Consider the following 19979-nt stretch of genomic DNA (forward strand, 5'->3'; position numbering starts at 1 on the left):
CACTTTTTGATAACTCGATGCTCAACTGCTTAAAAAAAGGGCAAAAGTATCTATCTTTCGCCCTTTAGCCTGTTTAATAAGCGAATTAGGCTTCTATTTCAAACGCCTAACGCTATAAATCAAAAGCTTGCCTTTACCGCATCCGCAATTTTCAACGCTGAACTTTGCACCAAATCGGCATCTTCACCCTCAACCATCACTCGGATTAGAGGCTCAGTACCAGACTTACGCAACAGGACTCGACCTTTATCTGCAAGTTCAGTTTCCACTTCTGTAACGGCATCAAGTACTGCTTGCGCTTCTAGAGGATTGGAATCACCAGAGAAACGAACGTTTTCCAATACTTGCGGGTATAGCGTCATGCCTTGTGATAGATCGTTCAGTGACATATCGCTACCAACAATAGATGCTAATACTTGTAGCGCCGCTACAATGGCATCACCTGTGGTCACTTTGTCTAACAATATAACGTGGCCTGAGTTTTCAGCACCAATTTTCCAACCTTTGGCTAATAGCTGTTCCATGACATAACGGTCACCGACAGCAGCACGCACAAATGGAATACCCAGTTGTTTTAGGCCATTTTCCATACCTAAGTTGGTCATCAATGTTCCGACAACACCGCCTTTTAATTCGCCGCGGCGCAGAGCATCACGTGCGATGATATAAGCAATTTGGTCACCATCAACTTTGTTACCTAAATGGTCAACCATGATAATGCGATCGCCATCGCCATCAAATGCTAAACCAAGATGCGCTTGCTCTTCAACGACACGCTTTTGCAGCGCTCGTACATCAGTTGCACCCACTTCATGGTTAATATTAGTACCATTTGGCTCCACACCCATTGCAATAACATCAGCACCCAACTCGGTAAAGACATTAGGAGCAATGTGGTAAGTTGCACCGTGTGCACAATCTACAACGATTTTTAGTTTAGATAAGCTTAATTCTGTCGGGAATGTGCTCTTACAGAATTCAATATAGCGTCCGGCGGCGTCGTTTAAGCGAGTCGCTTTACCTAATTCACTCGACTCAACACATTCAATAGCTTTGTCTAACTCTGCTTCAATCGCTAGCTCGATGTCATCAGGAAGCTTGGTCCCCTCTGATGAGAAAAATTTAATGCCATTGTCATAATACGGGTTATGAGAAGCTGAAATAACGATACCCGCTTCAGCACGAAACGTCTGTGTTAAATAAGCCACTGCTGGTGTAGGCATTGGGCCAGTAAGAGTTGCTTGAAGACCTGCTGCGGCAAGGCCTGCTTCTAAAGCGGACTCAAGCATGTAACCAGAAATACGTGTATCTTTACCGATAATCACTTTTTTTGTGCCTTGCTTAGCAAGCACACGTCCAGCAGCCCAACCTAGTTTAAGAACGAAGTCTGGTGTAATTGGATACTGCCCAACTTTCCCACGGACGCCGTCCGTACCAAAATAACGTCTTTTATCAGACATGAGTTTTCCTTTTTATTATCTACTCAACGATTATCGTGTAACGCTTTAACCACTTTTATCGCATCGATTGTTTGTTCGAAATCGTGAACCCGAATAATCTGAGCGCCTTTCATTGCAGCAATTGTCGCACAGCTTACACTGGCCGCGACACAATCGGCAGGCGCTTTTTCTAGCAATTTGAATACCATCGACTTTCTCGACATTCCAGCTAAGATTGGCAATCCAAATTGGTGGAATTGTTCAAGATGAGCGAGCATGTGATAGTTATGCTCAAGAGTTTTGCCAAAACCAAAGCCAGGATCAAGGATCAATTGACTCTTATCGATCCCAGCCGCTTCACAAACGGCAATTCGCTCTCGTAAAAACTCACCAACCTCTGAGATTAAATCATCATAACTTGGATTGGATTGCATGGTTCTCGGCTGCCCTTGCATATGCATTAAACAAATTGGCAGTTTTGCGTCCGCGGCCACCTGTAAGGCTCCGGGTTCTTGTAATGCTCGAACATCATTAATAATGTCAGCGCCGGCGAGTGCTGCTTGGCGCATCACCTCTGCTTTACTTGTGTCTATCGATATCCAAACATCATATCGCGCACGAATCGCCTCAATCACGGGGATAACGCGCATTAACTCATCTTCTAACGAAACATCCGGTGCTCCTGGACGCGTCGATTCCCCACCGACATCAATAATAGTGACACCAGCGGCGATCATTCGCTCCACTTGTCGCAGTGCATTGTCTAAAGAATTGAATTGCCCCCCATCAGAAAATGAATCCGGGGTTACGTTGAGAATCCCCATCACTTGGGGAGTGGTTAAATCGAGGGTTTTGTTATTAGCTTTAATTTTCATCATAAATACAAAAACCCCGAGTTTCCTCGGGGTTTATTAAATAAAACTCAATTATTCAGCGTCTTTTTTCTCTGACACTTCACTAGTTGGAGCTTCCTGAGAGGCTGCTTTAGTTTCAGTTTCAGAGTTTGTCTCTGCTGCTTCTACTGGCTTCTCTTCTGCTTTCGCTTCAGGTTGCTTCTCAGTTGGTTGGTTAGATGGATTATCTCCCCAACCAGCAGGTTCACGGATGTCTGCTTTACGATTCATTAGGTCTTCAATTTGACCTGCATCGATGGTTTCATATTTCACCAATGCATCTTTCATCGTATGCATAATATCCATGTTCTCTTCTAGGATTTGACGAGCACGAGCGTAGTTACGGTCGATGATAATACGAACTTCATCATCAATTAACTTCGCCGTATCTTCAGACATATGTTTAGTCTGAGTTACGCTACGACCTAAGAAAACTTCACCTTCATCTTCTGCATATAGCAGAGGACCTAGTTTTTCAGAGAAGCCCCACTGCGTTACCATTTTACGAGCAATATCGGTTGCGCGCTCAATATCATTTGATGCGCCCGTTGATACTTTGTCTTTGCCGTAAATTAGCTCTTCAGCTAGACGACCGCCGTACAAGCTAGAGATCATAGACTCTAGGTGTTGACGATTCATGCTCACACGATCTTGCTCAGGCAGATACATAGTCACACCCAAAGCACGGCCACGAGGAATGATCGACACCTTGTACACTGGATCGTGCTCTGGTACTAAACGACCAACAATAGCGTGACCCGCTTCATGATATGCTGTCGATTCTTTGGTTTCTTCTGAAAGAACCATTGAACGACGTTCTGCACCCATCATGATTTTGTCTTTCGCTAGCTCAAACTCAACCATAGAAACGTTGCGCTTGTTACCACGCGCAGCAAATAGAGCCGCCTCGTTAACTAAGTTAGCTAAGTCTGCACCAGAAAAGCCAGGTGTACCACGTGCAATCAGTGATGGTTCAACATCACCCGATAGCGGTACTTTACGCATATGAACTTTAAGAATCTGTTCACGACCACGCACATCTGGCAAACCAACCACTACTTGACGGTCAAAACGACCAGGACGAAGTAACGCTGGGTCTAGTACGTCAGGACGGTTAGTTGCAGCGATAACGATAATACCCTCGTTACCCTCGAAACCATCCATCTCAACCAACATTTGGTTTAGTGTTTGTTCACGTTCATCATGACCGCCACCAACACCAGCGCCACGTTGGCGACCTACAGCATCGATTTCATCAATAAAGATGATACAAGGCGCGGCTTTTTTCGCTTGTTCGAACATGTCACGTACACGAGATGCACCAACACCCACAAACATTTCAACGAAATCAGAACCTGAAATAGTAAAGAACGGTACTTTTGCTTCACCAGCAATCGCTTTAGCAAGCAAAGTTTTACCTGTACCTGGAGGACCCACCATCAGTACGCCTGTTGGGATTTTACCGCCAAGTTTCTGGAATCGGCTTGGATCACGTAGGTAATCAACTAGCTCTTTCACATCTTCTTTAGCTTCATCACAACCAGCTACGTCAGCAAACGTCGTTTTGATTTGCTCTTCGCTCATCATACGCGCTTTGCTCTTACCGAAAGACATGGCACCTTTACCGCCACCGCCTTGCATTTGACGCATGAAGAAAATCCATACACCAATAAGTAAGATCATTGGGAACCATGAGATAAAGATAGTGCCAAGCAAGCTTTGCTCTTCTGGCGGTGTACCTTGTACCTTCACGTTTTGGTTAATAAGATCATCAAGTAGCTTCTGGTCGTACACAGGCATGTAAGTTACATACTTAGCACCACCACCACGACGAATAAATGAAATCTCGCCATCTTTAAAGGTTGCTTCTTGAATCTGGCCTTGGCCAACTTCCTGTACAAAAGTGGTGTAATCCACTGCTCTGCCATTGCTCTCACCAGGGCCAAAGCTCTGGAAAACCGACATCAATACGACGGCGATAACAAGCCACAGAATTAAATTTTTTGCCATGTCACTCAAGGTGTCAGCCTCTCGATAACTAATTGTAATTAAAGGTAGGGTACTACAGTTTGAAAACTGTAGCTATAGTGTTAACTCTCTCTTATACAAAGGAAATAGTTAACCTTTGTAACCAGTGGCTACGATAAACACTTCACGGGAACGAGCTCGAGAAGAATCTGGTTTTCTTACTTTTACGGTTTTGAACATATCGCGGACATCTTTTACGTATTGATCAAACCCTTCGCCTTGGAAGACTTTAACAACAAAGCTACCATTTGTGGCTAGAACTTGTCGACACATATCCAATGCCAATTCAACTAAATACATGGCTCTTGGCTGGTCTACAGAATTGTTACCAGCAATATTAGGCGCCATATCTGACATCACTACATCAACCATTGCTGGTTGGATTCTCTCTAAAAGAGCTTCTAATACAGCTTCGTCACGAAAATCGCCTTGTAAGAAACTCACACCAGCGATTGGGTCCATAGGCAACAAATCGCATGCAATTATTTGCCCACTATCCCCTACTATCTTAGCAGCATATTGAGACCAACCACCGGGTGCAGCTCCCAAATCGACAATCGTCATACCAGAAGATAGCAATTTATCTTTTGTTTGGATCTCTTCCATTTTGAAATATGCACGTGAACGATAGCCTTTTTTTCTCGCTTCATTCGCATACTTATCATCAAAGTGTTCTTTCAACCAGCGGCCTGAACTTGCCGAGTGTTTTTGTTTACTCATTCTAATCCTAATAAGCTACAAAAAGGAGCTATAGTTTTAATAGGCCCAGCCTATTGCTCAATAAATTATAGTCTTCCGCAATAGATGGCGTTAAAATAACTTTTTTCAACCCTTATATTAAAGAAAATTGGCCGCGAAATGAACCTAAGCACCAAACAAAAGCAGCACCTAAAAGGCCTAGCACACAGTCTAAAACCTGTTGTACTACTAGGCGCAAATGGACTTACTGAAGCTGTTCTAGCGGAAATTGAAATCGCTTTAAACCATCACGAACTGATTAAAGTTAAGATCGCATCTGAAGATCGCGAAACTAAAGTTTTAATTGTTGATGCTATCATTCGTGAAACTGGCGCTGAAAAAGTGCAAGTTATCGGTAAGACACTTGTTCTTTACCGTCAAACAGAAGAGCGTAAGATCGAGCTTCCACGTAAATAATTGCTTTTGCTTTATTTACTAACAAGAAAAGGTCGCCAATGGCGACCTTTTTGATTTTATTGTTTAGCGTTACATGTATTTTACGCTATCAATTTCGTAGTCTTTAGCACCACCAGGAGTGGTAATGGAAACTTCATCGCCTTCCATCTTACCAATCAAACCACGGGCAATCGGCGAGCTTACTGAGATTCGGCCTTGTTTAATATCAGCTTCATCATCGCCTACGATTTGGTAAGTTTTCTCTTCATCGGTATCACAATCGATCAACGTCACTGTTGAACCGAAGATAACCTTACCTGTGTTATCCATTTTTGTTACATCAATGACCTGAGCAACAGATAACTTGTATTCAATATCGCGAATCTGCGCTTCACAAATGCCTTGCTCTTCACGCGCAGCGTGATATTCCGCATTCTCTTTTAAGTCACCCAATTCACGAGCTTCAGCAATCGCTTGAGTAATAAGCGGGCGAAGCTTAAGTAGTCGTTCTAGTTCTTCACGTAGCTGCTGTTCGCCACGTAGTGTCATTGGAACCTTTTCCATCATCTACCTCAATGCCAAACTAATCTTTGGACAATACAAAACCACCTAATCAGAGACTAGGTGGGGGGTTAATTAATCAATTTACTCTAGTGTAAACAAAGTTGGGGACTAAATCATCTTAATTCAATATGAGTCCGCTAATAGCCAATCCAGTGCACAAGATCTCCCAAATATTAGCTAAAAATAATTGCTAACTGACTGATTCATTGCTCAGTCTCACACCATGCAAACTAAAAAAAAATAAACATTCGTCGCATTTTTTACTTCATCAAAACGACAAATACCCCAATCAAATCAGCTTGTTGATTTTTTTTTACCATTAATAAAACATCGTTCAATAATCTAATTTATATCATTTTACTAACTTGAGGAGGAACTTTGACGGTAAAACTGAACTCACGATTTGCTCGCAGCATAGAGTCAGTTGGTACCCTTTTATCTAAGCCGACCTGACCATTGTGCCTACTTGCAGCAAACATCGAAAGCAATCAAACACCTTACGTAGGTTGCTTTACAAAACATTGATTTATGGACAGTGAATTAGGATTAATAACATGAACAAAACTCTGATTGCTCTAGCAGTATCAGCTGCTGCAATGGCTTCTGGCGCAAACGCGGCTGAACTATACAACCAAGATGGTACTACGCTAGACATGGGTGGTCGCGCAGAAGCTCGTCTATCTCTAAAAGATGGCAAAGCTGAAGACAAAACTCGTGTACGTCTAAACTTCCTAGGTAAAACTCAAATCACTGACGGTCTATACGGTGTTGGCTTCTACGAAGGTGAATTTGTTACTAACCCTACAACTATTAAAGGTTTAGACGGTAAAGAAACAACATTTGATTCTCTTGATAACCGTTATGCATACGCTGGACTTGGCGGTGCATTTGGTGAAATCACTTACGGTAAAAACGACGGTGCACTAGGCGTAATCACTGACTTCACTGATATCATGGCTTACGCAGGCAACACTGCAGCAGATAAAATTGCAGTTGCTGACCGTACTGATAACATGATTTCGTACAAAGGCCAATTTGCTGACCTAGGTGTTAAAGCAAGCTACCGTTTCGCAGACCGAACTGATAACAAAACAACTGGTGGCTATTCTGACGACAAACAAGACGGTTACTCACTATCTGCTATCTATGCACTAGGTGATACTGGTGCTCGCGTTGGTGCGGGTTACGCAGATCAAGATCAAGCAAACGAATACATGTTGTCTGCTTCTTATGCATTCAGCGATGTTTACTTCGCGGGTGTATTTACTGATGGTCAACTACAAGACAACAATGGTGACTACACAGGTTATGAACTAGCAGCAGCTTACACGCTAGGTCAAACTGTATTCACATCTACGTACAACAATGCTGAAACTAACAAAGCAACATCTGCAGACAACTTTGCAATTGATGCTTCTTACTACTTCAAGCCAAACTTCCGTGGTTACGTTTCATACAACTTTAACCTAATCAGCACTGGTGATGATCTAGGTAAAGCTGGCGGCAACGTTAAAGCAACTAAAGCTGATGCTGAAGATGAGCTAGCATTTGGTCTACGTTACGACTTCTAATTTTCGCCACTAGACTTAATGTCTGTCGAAAATATAAGACACCCGCTAAACTAGCGGGTGTTTTTTTTACTCGTTATACTCAATTCATCACCCATCAAACCGAGTCTCCAAACACTATGTTGTTGCGAAACACTCCGTTATTACATCGTTCCTCATCATTGCGTATTCTGCTGTTACTCATCGTGAGTCTTTTATCTACGACCTCTCAAGCTTATTCACCAATCGATGAGTTGCCTTACGGAAGCCGCACATCAGTGGTAATCGAAAGTTTAGCCAGCAACAAAGTGCTCGAATCCACCCCAAACCGTGAGCAGTTTTTCCCTCCCGCCAGTACGCTAAAATTGGTCACTGCGCTAGCGGCAAAACTTGAACTCGGCAATGATTTCTCATTTCAAACCAAACTGTTGAGATCGGGCAATGACCTCGTCATTCAATTTGATGGCGACCCAACCCTCACAACTCAAGATCTGAGCAATTTACTAAAACTAGCCCGACAGCAATTAGGTAACACGATTGAGGGTGATCTGTGGTTAGATGTCAGTGCTTTCAATGGCTACGACCGCGCTATCGGCTGGCCTTGGGATATTTTAGGTGTTTGCTATAGTGCCCCATCTTCTGCCATTACCTTGGATGGCAACTGCATACAAGCGGCGATTTATACCCAAACTGATGGCACCACTCGCGTTAATGTTCCTCAACACTACCCTGTGTATGTGACAACAGAGGCGAAAACCGTATCGAAAATTGAACGAGAAAGTACTCGCTGTGATTTAGAACTCATCCCATCGCAGGACAACCACTATCAACTCTCCGGTTGCTTACAAGAACGCAGCAAACCCTTGCCACTCAAATTTGCCGTTCAAAACCCAAATCTATATGCGCAGCGTGTTATTAGCAGCCAGCTTTCACAACTGAACATAAAACTATTAGGTCAAATTAGAATTGGCACGCCAAATCAGCAAAAAAGTCAGCAAAAAATGACCCAACTTGCAACGCACCAATCTGCAAAGCTTCCTGAGCTGCTAGATTTGATGCTCAAACGTTCGGATAACCTCATTGCAGATAACCTCACCAAAACAATTGGTCGAGAGTTCTTTCATCAGGCAGGTAACTTCACTAATGGTACGGAAGCGATCAAGCAAATCATCTTATCCAATACCGGAGTTAATATTAGCCACAGTAAAATGGTGGATGGTTCAGGTTTATCTCGCAATAACCGTTTTACCAATAAAGATATGGCAGCAATTCTTCGCTACATCTGGCGTAATGACCAAACACTCCAGCTAATTAAGCTAATGCCGACCGCAGGAACAGATGGCACACTCAAATATCGCAGTAGCATGCGAAAGCCGCCAATAAAAGGTAAGATCATAGCAAAAAGTGGGTCACTTTATGGAAGCTACAACATGGCGGGGTACGGTCTGAACACTAACGGACAACCGAGCACCTTGTTCGTGCAATATGTCGCTGATTATCATCCAGAAAAAAGAAGCGACCGCCCTGCGACAGTCGCTCCTATCACTGCATTTGAAACCTTGTTTTATCAAGATATCGTGCGATTTAGTCAAGCAATCCCTAAGAAGTGATTGGCGACAGAAAAATAAATCCACATTCCTGATATGTCCACAATCGAAGCTAAAACTGGGCTCACCAAAACGGCGGGGTCCAGTTTAAATACCCGAGCTAGTATCGGTAGCAATCCACCCAATGTGGTGGAAATTGTCACTTGAATAAACAAGGCGACAGCAATCGACAGTGCGATGGTATTAATATCGAACCCACCCAGTGACGATGGATCGCTGAAATAAAGCACTCGCCCAATAATGACTAATGCGATAGCAAAAGCGAGGCACAATGCGATTCGACTCTCTTTCCAAAAAACCGCCATCCATTGTCTTTTTTTCAACTCTCCAGTCGCCAAAGCTCGAATCACTAAGGTTGCAGCTTGCGTCCCTGTATTTCCTCCAGCAGCAGCGATCACCGGCATATATATCGCCAACAAGACTAACTGACTCAATGTATCTTCATATTGAGCAATGATCAGCCCAGAAACGATACCAAGTAGTGCAAGACCAATGATCCAACCTATCCGTTGCTTAACATGCTCAAATACTGTGGTCGACAAATAACTTTTCGCCAACTCCGCTTCCGAATGGATAAATCCTAATCGATGGGCGTAGTGGCGTGCACGTTTGTCATAGCCCTTGCTTTCCAATTGCGAGATCAATTGTTGTACATACCCCACAGAACAGTGATGCAAAATCGCGACTGCTTCTTCAATGGGCATCACGGTTAGCAGGTGTACTTGCTGCTCGCTATCGTATTTCAAAAAGGCATTACGTGCAGCCCCGATCTCTTCTTGAGAAAAGGCAGGGGTATTTTCAATAAATGTATTGTTCATTACCGTCATGGCGAATCTCCCGATTGGCAATAGGTAACGACCATCGAGTTACGACACAAACAAACCATGTTGCTGTGTAATAACTGAAATCTAGAAATGAGGAGAAAAACAAGGGATGGTGAAAGACACCCTACCGATTAGGCAGAGCAAAGAATGACAATACCGAAATCAGCTATTTTTCTCCCTTAATACTAGGGGGATGGTCGATATTGTTCATAAAAATCTCCGATATACTGCTCATTTGGCAGCGCTAAAATGATAGCAAAATCTTCGCCGTAATTCCGACTATTTTTCAGCTAATTTGTCAGTTCAAAGCAAAGATTTTAACGCGGTTCAATAGACATGAAGAAATCGACAAGCTCTCGGCTAATCAGATTAATGTGGTATAGCGTTTCTTGGATTTGGGTATAAAAAAAGCGCCATTACGGCGCTTCGTTTTCATTTCTGAGGTAATTACTTGATCGTAATACGAGCAAATTTACGCTTACCAACTTGGAACACATAAGTGCCCGCTTCTGGCGCAAATTTCGCGTCTTCGATTTTCGCACCTTCCATCTTAGCCGCGCCTTGTTTAACCATACGCATTGCATCAGATGTTGACGCACATAGACCTGTCTCTTTTAACAAGTTGCTTACTGGTAAACCTGCTTCGAATTCAAACTCAGGCATTTCATCTGGAATTTGATTCTTAGCAAAACGGTTAATGAACTCTTGCTCAGCTGCTTCAGCGTCTGCTTCTGAGTGGAAACGTGCAATGATCTCTTTCGCAAGAAGAATCTTGATATCACGAGGGTTTTTACCCGCTTCGATATCAGCTTTGAACTGTGCCACTTCCTCTAATGGGCGGAACGACAACAATTCATAGTAGCTCCACATCAATTCATCAGAAATCGACATGATTTTACCAAACATTTCGCTTGGTGCTTCACTGATACCAATATAGTTGTGTGCTGACTTAGACATTTTCTTAACGCCATCAAGGCCGACAAGAAGAGGCATCATCAATACAACTTGTGGTTTTTGACCTGCTGATTTTTGCAGTTCACGACCCATTAGCAAATTGAATTTTTGGTCAGTACCGCCAAGTTCAACATCGCTTTGCAGCGCAACAGAGTCATGACCTTGAAGTAGCGGGTACATGAATTCGTGAATTGCAATTGGTTGGCCACCAGCATAACGCTTTTTAAAATCATCACGCTCAAGCATACGAGCTACTGTTTGGTTTGATGCTAAACGGATCATCCCCTCAGCACCAAGCTCAGATAACCACTCAGAGTTAAAGCGAATTTCAGTTTTCGCTGGATCTAAGATTTTAAATACTTGCTCTTTATACGTTTCCGCATTCTTCAATACGTCTTCGCGGCTTAGCGGTGGACGTGTTGTGTTCTTGCCTGATGGGTCACCAACCATAGCGGTGAAATCACCGATAAGGAAAGTCACTTCATGGCCAAGCTCTTGGAAAGCGCGTAATTTGTTAAAAATAACAGTGTGACCCAGATGGATATCTGGCGCTGTTGGATCGGCACCAAGTTTAATGCGAAGAGGACGACCCTCTTTTAGTTTCGCAATCAACTCTTCTTCTGGAATCAGCTCTTCGACACCGCGCTTAATCTCTGCTAGTGCAGCTTCAATGCTCGCCATTCTTGTTCACTCCCACAGATTTGGCAAAAAATTCATGATTTGCCATATTACTTGAATAGCGATGCTTTTTGAAACCAGTTAGACTATTCGATTAGTATTTTTATTCTTTTTTTACTACGGACATAAGATGTTCACGATTTTCGCTCGACTCCCAAGGATTCACCGAGCTCTGATTATTTTCTTTGTTGTTCTAATATTCATAGCCATTTTGCTCCCAGAACCAAAACAATTGGCGCCCAACAAGACTCTATATCAAGTTGGTCAATCCTATGATGTTGCTATCGCGCCAGAGAAACTCATCAGTGATGACTATGAACCTTCTACGGCAGTATTGCGCTGGGACAAGCAAACCGTGGGATCTGGTGACAGTGCTGCGCTATTATTCCAGCGAGCAGGCCTTTCCTCTCGAACCTTGTACGAACTCACAACCAGTAGCAAAGCAATTCAACAACAGCTCACCAATATCAGACCCGGTGATAGTTTTGTTTTCGGTTTTAATTCTGAAAATGAGCTGACGAAAATCACTCATAAGATCAATCCCTATGAAACCTTTGTCATTGATAAAACAGCCCAAGGCTATCGCTCATCAATTGAAGAGAAAGAAATTCAATATCAATACAATTATGCTCAAGCGGATATCTCATCAAACTTTTGGAATGCTGGTATTCAAGCCGGATTAACTGCGAACCAAATAATGGAACTCGCTGGGATTTTTGGTTGGGATATCGACTTCGCTCTTGATATTCGCAAAGGTGACAGCTTCAAGATCCTCTATCAAGAGAAGATCTTTGAGGGTGAAGTGATTGGCAGAGGTAAGATTATCGCCGCCATTTTTACCAACCAAGGTGATACATTTAAAGCCATTTTAGATGACAACACTGGTAATTATTTTGATGAAGAAGGCCGAGCGATGAAGAAAGCGTTTTTACGCTCACCGCTTGATTTTCGTCGTGTAACATCGAACTTTAACCCAACTCGTCGCCACCCGGTGACCGGCAAGGTTCGTGCACACCGAGGTACGGATTATGCTGCTCCTGTTGGTACCCCAATTTGGGCTGCGGGTGATGGTGTTGTTCAAAAATCAGCTTACAACCAATTTAACGGCAACTATGTATTCATTAAACACAGCAATACATACATTACCAAATACTTGCACTTAACGCGTCGCTACGTGAAAACAGGCCAACGAGTTAAACAAGGGCAAACTATTGGTACACTTGGCGGAACAGGCCGAGTTACCGGGCCACATCTTCACTATGAATTTTTGGTCAACGGCGTTCACAAAAATGCTCGAACGGTGAAGTTACCTCAATCGAAATCGTTAACAGGTAAAACCAAAGCAACGTTTATTGCTAACGCAAAAATTCGCTTAGATAACTTAGAAAAGTATGGTCGTTTACTTGCGATGCAGTAACCACCCTACCATCACCTAATAATAAAAAATGACCCGCTATTCAGCGGGTCATTTTTTTATACCAGATTTGTTTATCTGAACTCTGGTTAATTCTGCGCCTCTACTGTTATTGTTTTATTTCTACCCAGCATCAATAAGCACGGAGTCAGCACCAAGGTGAGCACCGTTGCAAACGCCAACCCACCCGCTACCGCCATCGATAGTTGTGACCACCACTGTGTACTCGGCGCACCAAATTCAATTTTCTGGTTAATCAGATCGATATTCATCTCTAATACCATAGGTAGTAGTCCCAGAATCGTCGTGACTGTTGTTAGTAAAACTGGACGTAAACGCTGCACTCCAGTTCGTAATACCGCTTCTTGTTTGGACAAGCCGCGTCGCATTAACTGGTTATAAGTGTCAATCAACACAATATTGTTGTTCACCACGATGCCCGCTAACGCTATCACCCCAATACCAGACATGACGACGCCAAACGGTTTTTGGAAAACCAACAAACCGACAAAAACACCAACCGTTGAAAACAGTACCGCACTCAGAATAAGAAAGGCTTGGTAAAAGCTATTAAATTGAGTAATCAAAATCAGGGCCATAACAACTAAAGCGACAAGAAACGCATTTTGCAAAAACGCAGAAGAATTTTGTTGTTCTTCATTTTGCCCACGAACCTTAAATACCACACCATCGGGAAGTTTCAGTTCATTTAATGCTCGTTCAATATTTGGCAGCTCATTAGTGAGGTTATATCCCTCTTTCATATCCGCCATAATATTGATCACGCGATGCCCATCGATACGTCGAATCGTATCTTGCTTATGATCCGGTACGATACTAGCAAAGTTAGTGATCGGCACCATACCCGCCGCTGTTTTCACTCGCAGTTCATCAAATCGACCAATATCCCGTTTGTGTTCGGGGTAACGAACTAAAATATCGACTTCTTCTGTCGAGTCATCCGGTAAGTAATCCCCCATTTTTAAACCATTGGTAACAAACTGGACGGTATTACCGACCAATGTCGCGTCAGCAGCAAAGCGAGATGCATCATCCCGACGGATATCAATTTGCCAATCAATGCCCTCTTTGCTCGAAGTATCACTGAGATTAGTAAGCATCGGGGTTTTATCAGCCCACTGTCTAACTATCTTCGCTCCTCGATCTAAGCTATCAAGGGTTCCTCCTGAAAGCTCTAAAACAAGATCATGCTCAACCGGTGGACCTGCGTCGGGGAACTTGTACTCAATTTCTACGCCAGAAAACTGATCCGTGGTTGTCTTGAGATCTTCAATAATATCTTTTACTTGGCGACGATATTGCCAATCAACTGGCGTGATTTGAATTTGGCCGATTTCATCACTGCCACCAGTACGGGTATAAACACTTTCGAACTCATCGTGATCAAACATCACTTGTTCTATCTCTCGCATAATCGTGTCTTTCTCATCAATAGAAAGATCACCATAGGAGCGCACTTTGGCGGTAAAGAATGGAGGATCAACCTCAGGGAAAAACTCAGCACCCAGCCCAGCCTTGCTATAGCTAAAGCCCACCCCAACCGCAAGTACGATGGCACAGAGTAGGATTTTAATCGGATGCTGAATCGCAATTTTTAAAGTGTGGTAATAGAGCTTTGTTAGCCCTTTGGCTTGAGTGAAATCACCATCATGTAATGCCACCATGCGCGCTCTACTCGCTTGAGTCACATTCTGCGGACGGCCAATTAAGCTACCTAATACCGGCACAAACAATAAAGCCATCGCAAGGGAAGCGGTTAAGGTAGCAATGAGGGTTAGAGGGAGATACTTCATAAACTCCCCCGTGACATCAGGCCAAAACAGTAACGGAGCAAATGCTGCTAACGTGGTTGCTGTTGATGCGGTAATCGGCCAAGCCATCCGCTTTGCCGCATCTCGATATGCTTCTTTTCTCGGGGTACCTTCTTGCATACGTCGGTCAGCAAACTCGGTGACCACGATGGCTCCATCCACCAACATACCGACCGCCATAATCAACGAGAACAACACCACAATATTGATGGTGAAACCAAATAATGCCAGCACCAGTAAGCCCGTTAAAAATGACCCCGGAATAGCAATACCTACCAGCAGTGCGGTTCGAACTCCCAAGATCGCAATAATCACAATAACGACCAGAATGATGGCAGACAAAATATTGTTTTGCAGATCGTTAAGCATAATCTTAACGTCTTCCGACTGATCCCAGGTGTACTTTACCAATAAGTTATTCGGCCACTCAGGCAATTTTTGCGCCTCAGCCATAACGACTTTTATCAGATCGACGGTTTCAATAATGTTCTCGCCAGCTCGCTTTTTAACGTCCAATACCACCGCGGGTTTACCGTCTAAACGAGCATAACTATCTGGGTCGCGAAAAGCGCGTCGAACCGTGGCCACATCTCCAAAGGTAATCACTTGCTTCCCATCAACCTTAACTGGCAACTCGAGGACATCTTTTAGAGAATCAAAAACTGATGGGACTTTTACAGAAAATCGACCATAGCCGGTATCGACAAACCCAGCGGCAACCACACGATTATTTAATGCGATCAGATTATAGATATCAGCCTGATCCAAGTTGTAGCTTTCCATTAAGAGCGGATCAACGATGATTTCGACGATATCTTCTCTATCACCGGCAATATCTACTTCTAAAACTTGTCGATAGCTTTCCAGCTTATCGCGTAATTGACGGGCAATTTTTACAATAGTTCGCTCAGGTACCGTTCCATAAAGAACCACGGACAAAGCCGGTTCTTCAGAAGCTAAAGTGACTTCATTGACGGTAGGTTCATCGCTGTCTTCTGGTAACTTAGTTTTGGCGAGATCAACCGCCTCGCGAACATCTGCCATTGCTTTGTTAAGATCAACTCCAACACTGAACTCTAGGGTTACCGAAGCATGGCCCTCAGATGCAACCCCAGTCATCTCCTTAACTCCCTCAATTGAGCGTAATTCTTGCTCAATTGGGCGGACCAATAACCGCTCCGCATCCGAGGGAGAGATACCTTGGTGGCCGACGGAAACATAAATAATCGGAATGGTGATATCAGGACTCGATTCTTTGGGGATGGTGATATAAGTAGCAATGCCAGCAAATAAGATAAACACCAACAAAACCAGCATTGTGCGCGTGCGAGACATCGCTGCATTGATTAAAGCAAACATAATGCCTCCGACTATTGAGCTTGTTTGACAGCGACGACTTGGTCACCATCACGAACGAAACCTTGCCCTGTCGTGATGATATTAACCGTATCCCCCAACCCCGTTAGCCAAACACCATCTTGCTCTGCTTTCACCAGTTGAATTGGCACAAATAGAACCCGATCATCGACCAATGTTTTCACTCCAAGGTTACCAACCTCATCAAGTGCTAACATTGCAGGTGTCACTTTCACCGCAGACTGTTCTTGTAAGTTCAATTCCACTTCACTGCTGATACCTGCTGGAATTTTTTGTTCTGGGTTGGCTATCTCAACTTCAATCGGAAATGTATTGGTTGCCAAAGAGGAAATTCTCGAAATATAACGTACTCGTCCCTCAACGGTTTGATCGTGGATAAAGCGGACTTTAGCTATTTGGCCCAATGTTAAATCTTGGATATGGCGCTCGCTCACATCGGCTTCAATCACAAGCTTATTAAGATCAATAACAGAAGCAACAGGATCACCAATACCAACAAAATCACCTTGTTCAATAAATAAGTGATCAACAATGCCATCAAATGGGGCTGTCACCGATGTATTACGTAATGCGATCTTAGCGTTACTCACCATCGCCCTAGATTCAACCAATGCAGCTTGCGCATTAGTAAATGCCACCTCTCCTTGTAAACCGCGTTTTTTTAATGATTCAGCTGCTTTAAATTCTTTCTGGCGCACTTTGAGCATGGCTTGGGCTCGTTCAAGTTGGATCTCGAGATCCCCTTTATCAATGGAAGAGATCACTTGCCCTTTACGAACAGAGTCGCCTTTTCTCACTGGTAAGCTCAATATTTTTCCGGCGATTTCTGCACCTAATCGAGCTTGTCTATCCGGCGCAGTTCGCCCGTAAAGGTCGATCGTTTTATGAGTAAGTTCAGCTTGAAATGAGTGATAAGAGACTTTTGCTAACGGCACAACTTCAGCAGAAGCATCCCTTGGTTTTTCGTCTGCGTCTGATGCACCGATACCAAGCCAAAATGCCAGCAGAACGACAAAAAACAATGAGATATAATAAGGTCTTACCGATAAATATCGGATAATAGACAATCGAGCCATAACGATTCCTTGTAATACATAAGCTTCTTCCTAGTACGCTTATGTAGCCTTGTTAGATTGTTGAACAAGCAATTTTTAGCAAACCAATTTTTTGCAAGAAAGAAAGCAGCAAGTGCTTGAAGAGGATGACGCGTGACTCAGCATATAAACTGTACAGTTAGAAATAAAATATTCCTGATAGTGTTTCTAGCTGGGTCTCATTTCTGAGTAAAGAAAGGAATTCGCTGCCACAATAAAAGCTAGTGACAGCAATTAACATAAAGAACTCAATGCCGATTTCTCAAGTCTGTTGACCTAAGCGCTTTGAGTTAAGCGCTTTGAGTTAAATAGCGACAATTAAACGCTGAATGATGCGCCACAACCACAAGTAGTGGTCGCATTCGGGTTATTCACGAAAAAGCGTGATCCCTCAAGACCTTCGGTATAATCAACAATACCACCGATCAAATATTGCAAGCTCATCGGGTCAACAACCAAAGTCACGCCGCAATTAACAATCGTCGTATCGCCTTCGTTAACTTTTTCATCAAATGTAAAACCGTATTGGAATCCACTGCACCCGCCGCCAGTGATGTATACACGCAATTTTAGTTCTGGGTTTTCTTCTTCTGCGATCAATGCATGAACGCGTGTTGCTGCTGCATCAGAAAAGGATAATGGTACATTTACTTCGCTCACGATGACCTCTCTCGCTCGTGTAATATCCTAATTCGTACATAAATGTACAAATTTAGAAAAACAGTTTTATAGTAGTAATCCGCTGATTATCTAATACCTGAGTGAAACGTTCAAGTATTCACCATCATTCTTCCTAATTGGAATGATCAATTCTCATTTTATCCTGAATAAGAACCGTGCCGATATCTGTCATATTAGCGGCAAACTTAAGTTACATAAATAGCCTTGAAATGTAGATCTAATTCACCAGAATGTAGCGGAAAACATTTCTCGAATCACGTTCGACAGGTACAATGCCAGCCAACTTGGTCCGTGCAATCAAAAGAGGATATATCAATGACCAAATCAGCTGAACTCTATGAAAAAGCACAACAGATAATTCCTGGTGGCGTAAACTCACCAGTACGTGCTTTCAACGGCGTTGGTGGCGCACCAATTTTTATTGAGCGTGCCGATGGCCCGTTGATGTTTGATGCTGACGGCAAAGCATATATCGATTACGTTGGTTCATGGGGACCAATGATTCTTGGTCATAACCATGCTGTCATCCGCGAGGCTGTTATCAGTGCAGCTCAACGTGGTTTAAGCTTCGGTGCTCCGACTGAGCTAGAAATCAAGATGGCAGAGCTTGTCTCTGAACTTGTTCCATCAATGGAACAACTTCGCATGGTGAGTTCAGGTACTGAAGCGACTATGAGTGCGATTCGTCTTGCTCGTGGCTTCACTGGCCGCGACAAGATCATGAAATTCGAAGGTTGCTACCATGGCCACGCAGATAGCTTGTTAGTTAAAGCTGGCTCTGGCGCACTAACTCTTGGTCAACCAAGCTCGCCAGGTGTACCAGCTGATTTTGCTAAATACACACTAACAGCGACATTTAATGATCTTGACTCTGTTCGTGAACTGTTTGCTGCGAACAAGGGTGAAATTGCGTGCATCATCGTTGAACCAGTCGCTGGCAACATGAACTGTATTCCTCCGGTAGCGGGTTTCCACGAAGGTCTACGTGAAATCTGTGACCAAGAAGGCGCACTACTTATTTTTGATGAAGTAATGACGGGTTTCCGTGTTGCTCTTGGCGGCGCTCAAGCTCACTACAACATCAAACCTGACTTAACGACCCTAGGTAAGATCATTGGTGGCGGCATGCCTGTCGGTGCTTTTGGTGGTCGTAAAGATGTGATGCAATTCATCGCACCAACAGGCCCTGTTTATCAAGCTGGAACACTATCAGGCAACCCTGTAGCAATGGCAGCGGGTTATGCTTGCTTGACTCTATTAAAAGAAGAAGGCAATGAAAAACGCCTAGCAGCAAAAACTAAACAGCTGGCTGACGGCTTTAAATCACTGGCTAACAAACATGGTATTCCATTAGTTGTTAACCAAGTCGGTGGTATGTTTGGTTTCTTCTTTACTGAGCAAGAAACAGTGACATGCTATGACGACGTGACCAAGTGTGATGTTGAGCGTTTTAAGCGTTTCTTCCACTTAATGCTACAGCACGGTGTTTACCTTGCACCATCGGCATTTGAAGCAAGCTTCACTTCTTTGGCTCATGGTAGCCGTGAAATTGAAGCAACTCTTGATGCCGCGGATCGCTGTTTTGAACTTTTAGCTCGCGAAGCATAATGGCATTGGTTAGCAGTACCAAATCAACCACTATCAATTAGTTAATCTCCGACTGTTAGCAAAACGAACGCATAGTAGACAGGCTGCATTCATTGCGCCTGTCTTTTTTAAAGCTTTTATTTAACAAATTTTTTTACTGTCAAATGCGCCATCGCTATTGCCAATAAAACAATACAAGCCCCGCTATCCCAACACAAATCAGTAAAAACCATGGTATCGAACGCTTCTTCGTTGAGGAACATTCACAGGCATTGTCCTTACTACAACATCCCATTTTTAACTCTCCATTGATAACTCTCTGATTT

Annotated in this window: 15 protein-coding genes; 5 read left to right on the forward strand and 10 right to left on the reverse strand. The window is 43.4% G+C overall.

From position 1 onward, the window contains the following. Positions 1-119: 119 nt before the first annotated feature. The 4 genes from glmM to rlmE form a co-directional block, all read right to left on the reverse strand. The gene (gene glmM, locus DZ860_RS04810) at positions 120-1460 is read right to left on the reverse strand and encodes a phosphoglucosamine mutase (protein ID WP_120029785.1); all 1341 of its coding nucleotides are present in this window, start codon (positions 1458-1460) and stop codon (positions 120-122) included. Between the two features lie 23 nt (positions 1461-1483). Next, the gene (gene folP / locus DZ860_RS04815) at positions 1484-2314 is read right to left on the reverse strand and encodes a dihydropteroate synthase (protein ID WP_120029839.1); all 831 of its coding nucleotides are present in this window, start codon (positions 2312-2314) and stop codon (positions 1484-1486) included. 51 nt (positions 2315-2365) lie between these two features. Further along, entirely contained in the window at positions 2366-4342 is a 1977-nt protein-coding gene (ftsH, locus tag DZ860_RS04820) for an ATP-dependent zinc metalloprotease FtsH (RefSeq protein ID WP_165862848.1), read from the reverse strand. A gap of 108 nt (positions 4343-4450) precedes the next feature. Further along, positions 4451-5080 (reverse strand): 23S rRNA (uridine(2552)-2'-O)-methyltransferase RlmE, encoded by a 630-nt coding sequence (gene rlmE / locus DZ860_RS04825; protein ID WP_120029787.1) that lies wholly within the window; start codon positions 5078-5080, stop codon positions 4451-4453. Between the two features lie 138 nt (positions 5081-5218). Between rlmE and yhbY the strand changes: the two genes are divergently transcribed. Further along, entirely contained in the window at positions 5219-5515 is a 297-nt protein-coding gene (yhbY, locus tag DZ860_RS04830; RefSeq protein WP_120029788.1) for a ribosome assembly RNA-binding protein YhbY, read from the forward strand. A 69-nt stretch (positions 5516-5584) separates the two neighbouring features. On the opposite strand, the gene greA is transcribed toward yhbY, so the two are convergent. Continuing rightward, positions 5585-6058, reverse strand: a complete 474-nt coding sequence (gene greA, locus DZ860_RS04835; protein WP_120029789.1) for a transcription elongation factor GreA — start codon at positions 6056-6058, stop codon at positions 5585-5587. Between the two features lie 554 nt (positions 6059-6612). Here greA and DZ860_RS04840 point away from each other — a divergent pair. Next, the gene (locus tag DZ860_RS04840; RefSeq protein WP_120029790.1) at positions 6613-7629 is read left to right on the forward strand and encodes a porin; all 1017 of its coding nucleotides are present in this window, start codon (positions 6613-6615) and stop codon (positions 7627-7629) included. Between the two features lie 116 nt (positions 7630-7745). Beyond that, a complete protein-coding gene (gene dacB / locus DZ860_RS04845; protein ID WP_120029791.1) occupies positions 7746-9215 on the forward strand; it encodes a serine-type D-Ala-D-Ala carboxypeptidase in 1470 nt (489 codons plus the stop codon). Here dacB and DZ860_RS04850 read toward each other — a convergent pair. Then, entirely contained in the window at positions 9194-10039 is an 846-nt protein-coding gene (locus DZ860_RS04850) for a magnesium transporter (protein ID WP_120029792.1), read from the reverse strand. The two genes, dacB and DZ860_RS04850, sit on opposite strands and share 22 nt — an antisense overlap. A 444-nt stretch (positions 10040-10483) precedes the next feature. Beyond that, complete coding sequence (gene tyrS / locus DZ860_RS04855) at positions 10484-11671, reverse strand: tyrosine--tRNA ligase (RefSeq protein WP_120029793.1); 1188 nt, start codon at positions 11669-11671, stop codon at positions 10484-10486. A gap of 127 nt (positions 11672-11798) precedes the next feature. Between tyrS and shyC the strand changes: the two genes are divergently transcribed. Continuing rightward, entirely contained in the window at positions 11799-13085 is a 1287-nt protein-coding gene (gene shyC / locus DZ860_RS04860) for a peptidoglycan DD-endopeptidase ShyC (RefSeq protein ID WP_120029794.1), read from the forward strand. Between the two features lie 86 nt (positions 13086-13171). On the opposite strand, the gene DZ860_RS04865 is transcribed toward shyC, so the two are convergent. The 3 genes from DZ860_RS04865 to erpA form a co-directional block, all read right to left on the reverse strand. Continuing rightward, positions 13172-16273, reverse strand: coding sequence for an efflux RND transporter permease subunit (locus tag DZ860_RS04865; RefSeq protein ID WP_120029795.1), 3102 nt, complete (start codon positions 16271-16273; stop codon positions 13172-13174). A gap of 11 nt (positions 16274-16284) precedes the next feature. Further along, on the reverse strand, positions 16285-17367 hold the full coding sequence (locus DZ860_RS04870) for an efflux RND transporter periplasmic adaptor subunit (RefSeq protein WP_120029796.1): 1083 nt from the start codon (positions 17365-17367) through the stop codon (positions 16285-16287). Positions 17368-17703: 336 nt separating this feature from the next. Continuing rightward, complete coding sequence (erpA, locus tag DZ860_RS04875) at positions 17704-18045, reverse strand: iron-sulfur cluster insertion protein ErpA (protein WP_120029797.1); 342 nt, start codon at positions 18043-18045, stop codon at positions 17704-17706. Positions 18046-18381: 336 nt separating this feature from the next. Between erpA and hemL the strand changes: the two genes are divergently transcribed. After that, the gene (hemL, locus tag DZ860_RS04880; protein WP_120029798.1) at positions 18382-19674 is read left to right on the forward strand and encodes a glutamate-1-semialdehyde 2,1-aminomutase; all 1293 of its coding nucleotides are present in this window, start codon (positions 18382-18384) and stop codon (positions 19672-19674) included. The last annotated feature ends 305 nt before the right edge of the window (positions 19675-19979 follow it).

The organism is Vibrio sinensis, assembly GCF_003605645.1.
Taxonomy (GTDB): Bacteria; Pseudomonadota; Gammaproteobacteria; order Enterobacterales; family Vibrionaceae; genus Vibrio; species Vibrio sinensis.